The 6875-nt window shown below is 45.6% G+C and carries 5 protein-coding genes; all 5 read left to right on the top strand.

Annotated elements, in window-relative coordinates:
- The first annotated feature begins 435 nt into the window (after window positions 1–435).
- The gene (locus tag AC4EVX_RS12585; RefSeq protein WP_490160326.1) at window positions 436–1095 is read left to right on the top strand and encodes a helix-turn-helix domain-containing protein; all 660 of its coding nucleotides are present in this window, start codon (window positions 436–438) and stop codon (window positions 1093–1095) included.
- 217 nt (window positions 1096–1312) lie between these two features.
- Window positions 1313–2365, top strand: coding sequence for a GDP-mannose 4,6-dehydratase (gene gmd, locus AC4EVX_RS12580; RefSeq protein ID WP_490160325.1), 1053 nt, complete (start codon window positions 1313–1315; stop codon window positions 2363–2365).
- Window positions 2366–2489: 124 nt separating this feature from the next.
- Window positions 2490–3431: a GDP-L-fucose synthase family protein gene (locus tag AC4EVX_RS12575; protein ID WP_490160328.1), complete on the top strand. Its 942-nt coding sequence runs from the start codon at window positions 2490–2492 to the stop codon at window positions 3429–3431.
- Between the two features lie 268 nt (window positions 3432–3699).
- Window positions 3700–5016 carry a sugar phosphate nucleotidyltransferase gene (locus tag AC4EVX_RS12570; protein ID WP_490160327.1) on the top strand — a complete coding sequence of 439 codons (1317 nt, stop codon included), beginning with the start codon at window positions 3700–3702 and terminating at the stop codon, window positions 5014–5016.
- Window positions 5017–5109: 93 nt separating this feature from the next.
- The gene (locus AC4EVX_RS12565) at window positions 5110–6795 is read left to right on the top strand and encodes a phospho-sugar mutase (protein WP_490160324.1); all 1686 of its coding nucleotides are present in this window, start codon (window positions 5110–5112) and stop codon (window positions 6793–6795) included.
- Window positions 6796–6875 lie beyond the last annotated feature (80 nt).

Genomic DNA, 6875 nt, shown 5'->3' with positions numbered 1-6875 from the left:
TATTGAATTTTCAAGGTGCGAATCCCATTTTAGGTATGGGAAGTCTTAGTAAATATATTTCAAGAAAAGAGGGGAACTTCTATCAACGAACTATTCACCAACTCCCCCTGTGTTTACTCGAATCGTATTCTCTACACACCATCATCCTTTGCAAAATTGAATCTCATGTTTTTACAGGAAGCCGGGACGTTGACGGCTTTGGCTCCGCATACTTCGACTCGAGAGAATCTTAGATCCTTCCTCTGTTTTGTCGTTCAAGACGGGGAGGGATCTCTTGAGTATGAGGGAAAAACGTATGAGCTAAAAACAGGAGATTGTGTGTTTATTGATTGCAGGAAACGATACAGTCACAGCACCGGAAATACCATAATTAAAAATAACATAAATAATAAAGGTAATACTGACAGAGATAATACCGGAACAAACAGCAACATCATGAATAGCACCGGATCAGACAATAACCAGAGTAATAAGATCGAAGAAATCAAAGAAATTAACGAAACCTCAAAACTCTGGAGTCTGGTCTGGTGCCATTTTTATGGGGCGGCGCTTGGTTCTGTCTACGACAAGTACAAGGAACGTGGTGGAAGACCGGTCTTTCATCTGAACCAGACATCCGAGATCACGGAGATGTTGAACCGGATTTTTGAGATTGCCGGGTCTTCTGATTATATCCGGGATATGAAGATTAATACGTTGCTGTGTCAATTGTTGGAGCATCTGATGGCGTATTCGTGGAATCCGGAAAATGTGACGCGGTCGAAGAAACGTCTGGAACTGGATGCAGTCAAGTCCTATCTGGATATGCATTACATGAAGAAGATTACGTTAGAGGCACTGGCGGATCAATATTTTATAGATAAATTTTATTTATCAAAGATTTTTAAAGAGCGATACGGCATGACTGTGATTTCCTATGTGGAGGAGAAGCGGATCACAGAGGTGAAACGTCTCCTGCGTTTCAGCAGTATGAATATTGAGGAGATCAGCGGAGTCACCGGTTACGGCGATGCAAATTATTTGAGCAGGCGATTTAAGAAGATCGAGGGAATGACACCGGGAGAGTATCGCAGAAAATGGCAGGGCAGGGGATAAAAAACCAAGATTGTGCTAGTTTGCACCTAAATGTGCCATTTAGAAACAAAAAGGAATCCTTTAAAATATGCTCGTAATATATAAGGCACAAAAAATTGCAAGGTAGCAGAGCCACTTATTTTGAGAGTCATTTACTCTGTGAAATGAGCAAAGTGCCGGGACAGAAAGAGAAACTTAAAGGAAAGAAAAAATAGAAAACAAGAGAGGAAACGGAAAAATGAAAAAAGCACTTATTACCGGTATCACAGGTCAGGATGGTTCTTATCTGGCAGAGTTTTTGCTGGAAAAGGGATATGAGGTTCATGGAATTATCCGCCGTGCATCAATCTCCAACACCGCGCGTATCGATCATCTGATCGCATCTGGATCAATCACTCTTCATGACGGCGATCTGTCTGATTCTTCCAGTCTGATCCGCATCATCGGTCTGGTTCAGCCGGATGAGATCTACAACCTGGCAGCACAGAGCCATGTTCAGATTTCCTTCGATGCTCCGGAGTACTCTGGTGATGTGGATGCACTCGGCGTTCTGAGAATTCTTGAGGCTTGCCGTATTCTCGGTTTGACCCATAAGACCCGTGTTTATCAGGCATCCACTTCTGAGCTTTACGGAAAGGTAGAGGAGATTCCGCAGAGAGAGACGACTCCGTTCCATCCGTACAGCCCGTATGCAGTTGCAAAGCAGTATGGTTTCTGGATCACCAAGGAGTACCGCGATGCTTACAACATGTTTGCAGTAAATGGTATTCTGTTCAACCATGAGTCTGAGCGCCGTGGTGAGAACTTTGTTACCCGTAAGATCACTCTGGCAGCAGGACGTATCGCTGAGGGTCTTCAGGATCATCTGGAGCTTGGAAATATGGATTCTCTGCGTGACTGGGGTTATGCAAAGGATTATGTAGAGTGCATGTGGCTGATCATGCAGCAGGAGAAGCCGGAGGATTTCGTTATTGCAACGGGTGTTCAGCATACGGTTCGTGATTTCACCGAGAAGGCATTTTTAGCAAACGGAATCAAGATTCGCTGGGAGGGCACTGGACTTGATGAGAAGGGTTACGATGCTGAGACTGGCAAGATGCTTGTATGTGTAAATCCGGCATGGTTCCGTCCGACCGATGTAGACAACCTGTGGGGCGATCCGACGAAGGCAAGAACCGTTCTTGGATGGAATCCGCAGAAGACCAGCTATGAGGAGCTTGTAGAGATCATGGCAAAGCATGACCGTGAGCTGGCAAAGAAAGAGAAAGCTGTTCTGATGGCACAGGCTTAATTGAAATAAATAGGTAAAGACCGAACAGACAGGAAAATAGACAGAAGAATCTATTATTTATGAATGAACTTAGAAAATGAGTTTATGAAATCAATTTAGATAGAGGAGCGTCTGATACATTATGATGGAAAAAAATGCGAAAATTTATGTTGCAGGTCATCGTGGCATGGTTGGTTCTGCAATCGTGCGTGAGCTGGAGCGTCAGGGTTACACGAATATTATTACCCGTACCCACAAGGAGCTGAATCTTTGCCGTCAGGCAGATGTGGAAGAGTTCTTTGTGCAGGAGAAGCCGGAATATGTCTTTTTGGCAGCTGCAAAGGTTGGCGGAATCGTTGCAAACGAGGAAGCACTTGCAGATTTCATGTACGACAATATGACGCTTGAGATGAATGTGATTCATTCTGCATGGCAGAATGGATGCAAGAAGCTGGAATTCCTCGGTTCTTCCTGCATTTACCCGCGTATGGCTCCACAGCCGATGAAAGAGAGCTGTCTGCTGACAAGTGAGTTAGAGAAGACGAATGAGGCATATGCACTTGCGAAGATCAGCGGACTCAAGTACTGTGAGTTCCTGAATCGTCAGTACGGAACGGATTATATTTCCGTAATGCCGACAAACCTGTACGGGCCGAATGACAACTATCATCCGACTCACAGTCATGTGCTTCCGGCTCTGATCCGTCGTTTCCACGAGGCAAAGGTCAATGGTCTGACTGAGGTTACCTGCTGGGGCGATGGCTCACCGCTCAGAGAGTTTTTGTACGTGGATGATCTTGCAAATCTGTGCGTGTTCCTGATGAATAATTATTCCGGAAATGAGACTGTAAATGCAGGTACCGGAAAAGAGCTGACGATCAAGGAGCTGACGGAGTTAGTTGCCAAAGTTGTCGGTTACACGGGAGAGATCAAGTGGGATACGACGAGACCGAACGGAACACCGCGCAAACTGCTTGATGTGTCCAAGGCAGAGAAGCTCGGTTGGACTTACAAGACAGAGTTAGAGGAAGGAATCCGTCTGTCTTACGAGGATTTCCTGAATAATCCGATGCGCGCGGAACGCTAGAAAATGCTAGAAAAATAAAAGCAGAGTCAGAGTGCGTTTGATTTATAGAACTGTGCTTGAAATCAAACATGACAAGAGAGAAAGACCGCGTGTCCAAGTGTGGACAGTCGCGGTCTTTTTTTTCAAAGAAATATCCCAAGAATATTTCTAAAAATAATGTTCCAAAAGGATTGATTTTAGGATTTAAGAATTTAAAAATTTAAGAATTTTATGATTCAAGTAAAGTAAAAAATTTCAAAATAAAAGGGAAAAAGAAGAGGAGAGAATGATGAATATTGTATTGTTATCCGGTGGTTCTGGTCAGCGCCTGTGGCCACTTTCCAATGATATCCGATCAAAGCAGTTTATTAAGATTTTTCATCGCGAGGATGGAAGTCTCGAGTCGATGGTGCAGAGAGTGTACCGTCAGATTCGCACCGTAGATCCGGATGCAACGGTCACGATTGCGACTTCCAAATCTCAGGTTTCCGCGATCCACAATCAACTCGGTGAGGATGTTGGCGTCAGCGTGGAGCCGTGCCGAAGAGATACGTTTCCGGCGATCGCTCTTTCTGCATCGTATTTAAAGGATGTTCAGGGAGTGGGAGAGGACGAGGCGGTTGTCGTTTGCCCGGTTGACCCGTATGTGGATCAGGATTATTTTATGGCACTTGCAGATCTCGGGGAGCAGGCTGGAAAGAGTCACGCAAATCTTGTCCTGATGGGAATCGAGCCGACTTATCCGAGTGAGAAATATGGATATATCATTCCGGAAAGCACGGATGAAATCAGCAAGGTTTCGATGTTTAAGGAGAAACCGACTCAGGATGTCGCAAGGAGTTACATCAATCAGGGAGCGCTCTGGAATGGTGGTGTGTTTGCGTTCCGTCTTGGCTATGTGCTCAAGCGTGCTCACGAGTTAATTGATTTTACGGATTATCAGGATCTCTTTAATAAGTATGAGACGCTGAAAAAAATCAGCTTTGACTATGCAGTTGTGGAGCATGAGAGCGAGATCGAGGTGATGCGTTTCTCAGGTGTGTGGAAGGATCTTGGAACATGGAATACGCTGACTGAGGCGATGGACAGTCATGCGGTCGGTGAGGCTTTGTTTAATGAAAACTGCCACAATGTGCATGTCATCAATGAACTCGATGTTCCGGTTCTGTGTATGGGACTGAAAGACATTGTTGTCTCTGCAAGCCCAGAGGGAATTCTCGTGTCGGATAAGGAGCAGTCGAGTTACATCAAACCGTTTGTGAATACCCTCGATCACCGCGTGATGTTTGCGGAGAAGTCATGGGGAAGTTTCCGCGTTCTCGATGTGGAAAAAGAGAGCCTGACGATCAAGGTGACGCTGAATCCTGGTCATTCGATGAACTATCACAGTCACCAGTATCGTGATGAGGTGTGGACAGTCATCGACGGAAGTGGTCGTGTTGTTGTAGATGAAAAGATGAAGAAAGTAAAGGTTGGTGATGTTGTGTGCATGTCGGCAGGTTCTCGCCACACGGTGATTGCGGATACGGAGCTTCAGCTGATAGAGGTTCAGCTTGGACGTGAGATCAGTGTTCACGATAAAAAGAAATATGATGTGACATTTTAAATGATTTGATTTAAGGAAAACAAATTAAAATTTAAAACAAAACAAATCAAAATAAACAAATAAGAAAACAGAACAGGGAGGACAGAGGACATCATGGCAATGACGATTGAGGAAAAATACCGTTCCTGGTGTGAGCATGCTGTTGAGGATGCAGATGTTGCAACAGAGCTGAGAGAGATAGAACAGGATGAGGCGAAGAAGGAAGATGCATTTTACCGGGAATTGGCGTTTGGAACGGGTGGACTGCGCGGTGTGATCGGTGCAGGAACAAACCGGATGAATCTTTATACAGTTGCAAAAGCATCGCAGGGTCTTGCAGATTATTTGAAGCGCCATGAGGCGCATCCGTCGGTTGTGATTGGATATGACAGTCGCATCAAGTCTGATCTGTTTGCAAAGGTTGCAGGTGGAGTGTTTGCAAAAAATGGAATTAAGGTGTGGATCTGGGGTCAGCTGATGCCGGTGCCGACGGTTTCATTTGCAACTCGCTACTTAAAAGCATCCGCAGGTGTCATGGTCACTGCCTCTCATAACCCGAGCAAATACAATGGATATAAGGTTTACGGAGCGGATGGATGCCAGATCACAACGGAGTCTGCAAAGGAGATTCTTGCAGAGATTGAGAAGCTGGATGTGTTTGCGGATGTCAAGATGGAAACATTCGAGAATGGGCTTGAAGAGCAGTTGATTGAATATATTCCTGACGAGGTGTACACAGCCTTTGTCGAGGCGGTGAAGGGCGAGTCTGTCCTCTTTGGTGATCCGGTGCAGAAGGATGTTGCGATTGTGTACAGCCCGTTAAATGGCGCCGGACTGAAGCCGGTTACCCGTACCTTAAAAGAACTTGGATATACGAATATCACGGTGGTGAAGGAGCAGGAAGCACCGGATGGTCATTTTCCGACTTGTCCGTACCCGAATCCGGAAATCCGTGAAGCGATGACACTTGGCATGAAATATGCGAAGAAATGTCAGGCAGATCTGCTTCTTGCAACCGACCCGGACTGCGACCGTGTGGGAATTGCGGTCAGAAATCGTGAAGGAGAATATGAGCTATTGAGCGGAAACCAGACGGGAATGCTCCTTCTTGATTATATTTGCAGTCAGCGCGTGCGCCACGGAAAGATGCCGGCAGATCCGGTGATGATCAAGACGATTGTGACGATGGATATGGGTGAGCGGATTGCAAAGCATTATGGTGTTCGCACAATCAATGTGCTGACGGGATTCAAGTTCATTGGAGAGCAGATTGGCATGCTTGAGAAGCAGGGCAAGGCAGACAGCTATATCTTTGGATTTGAGGAAAGCTACGGCTACCTTTCTGGAACCTATGTGCGCGATAAGGACGGAGTGAATGGTGCGAGTCTGATCTGCGAGATGTTTAGTTTCTATTCTGCTCAGGGAATCAGTCTGTTAGATAAACTTGAGGAGCTCTATCAAACTTATGGATACTGCCTGAATACGCTTCACAGCTATGAATTTGAGGGCAGTGCTGGATTGGCTAAAATGCAGGAGATCATGCAGAAGTTCCGCAGTGGAGTTAAGGATTTTGCCGGGAAAAAGGTGGTAGAACTTCTCGATTATGCGCCGGGAAGAGATGGTCTTCCAAAATCAAATGTGCTAAAATTTCGTCTTGAAGATGGATGCTCGGTTGTTGTTCGTCCATCTGGAACCGAGCCAAAGCTGAAACTCTATATCTCGGTGAGCGCACCGGATAAGAGTGGAGCAGAGGCAGTGGAATCTGCGATTACGGAGTGTGCAGAGCATTTCCTGCGATAAGGTTTAGGACATCTAAGCGGGAATTCTCGGCCATTCAATGACCGAGATGAAAGCGCCATTCTGCTATAATAATTCATACT

This window comes from Brotaphodocola sp. (genome assembly GCF_983179755.1).
This window is presented reverse-complemented; position numbering and strand designations above follow the sequence as displayed.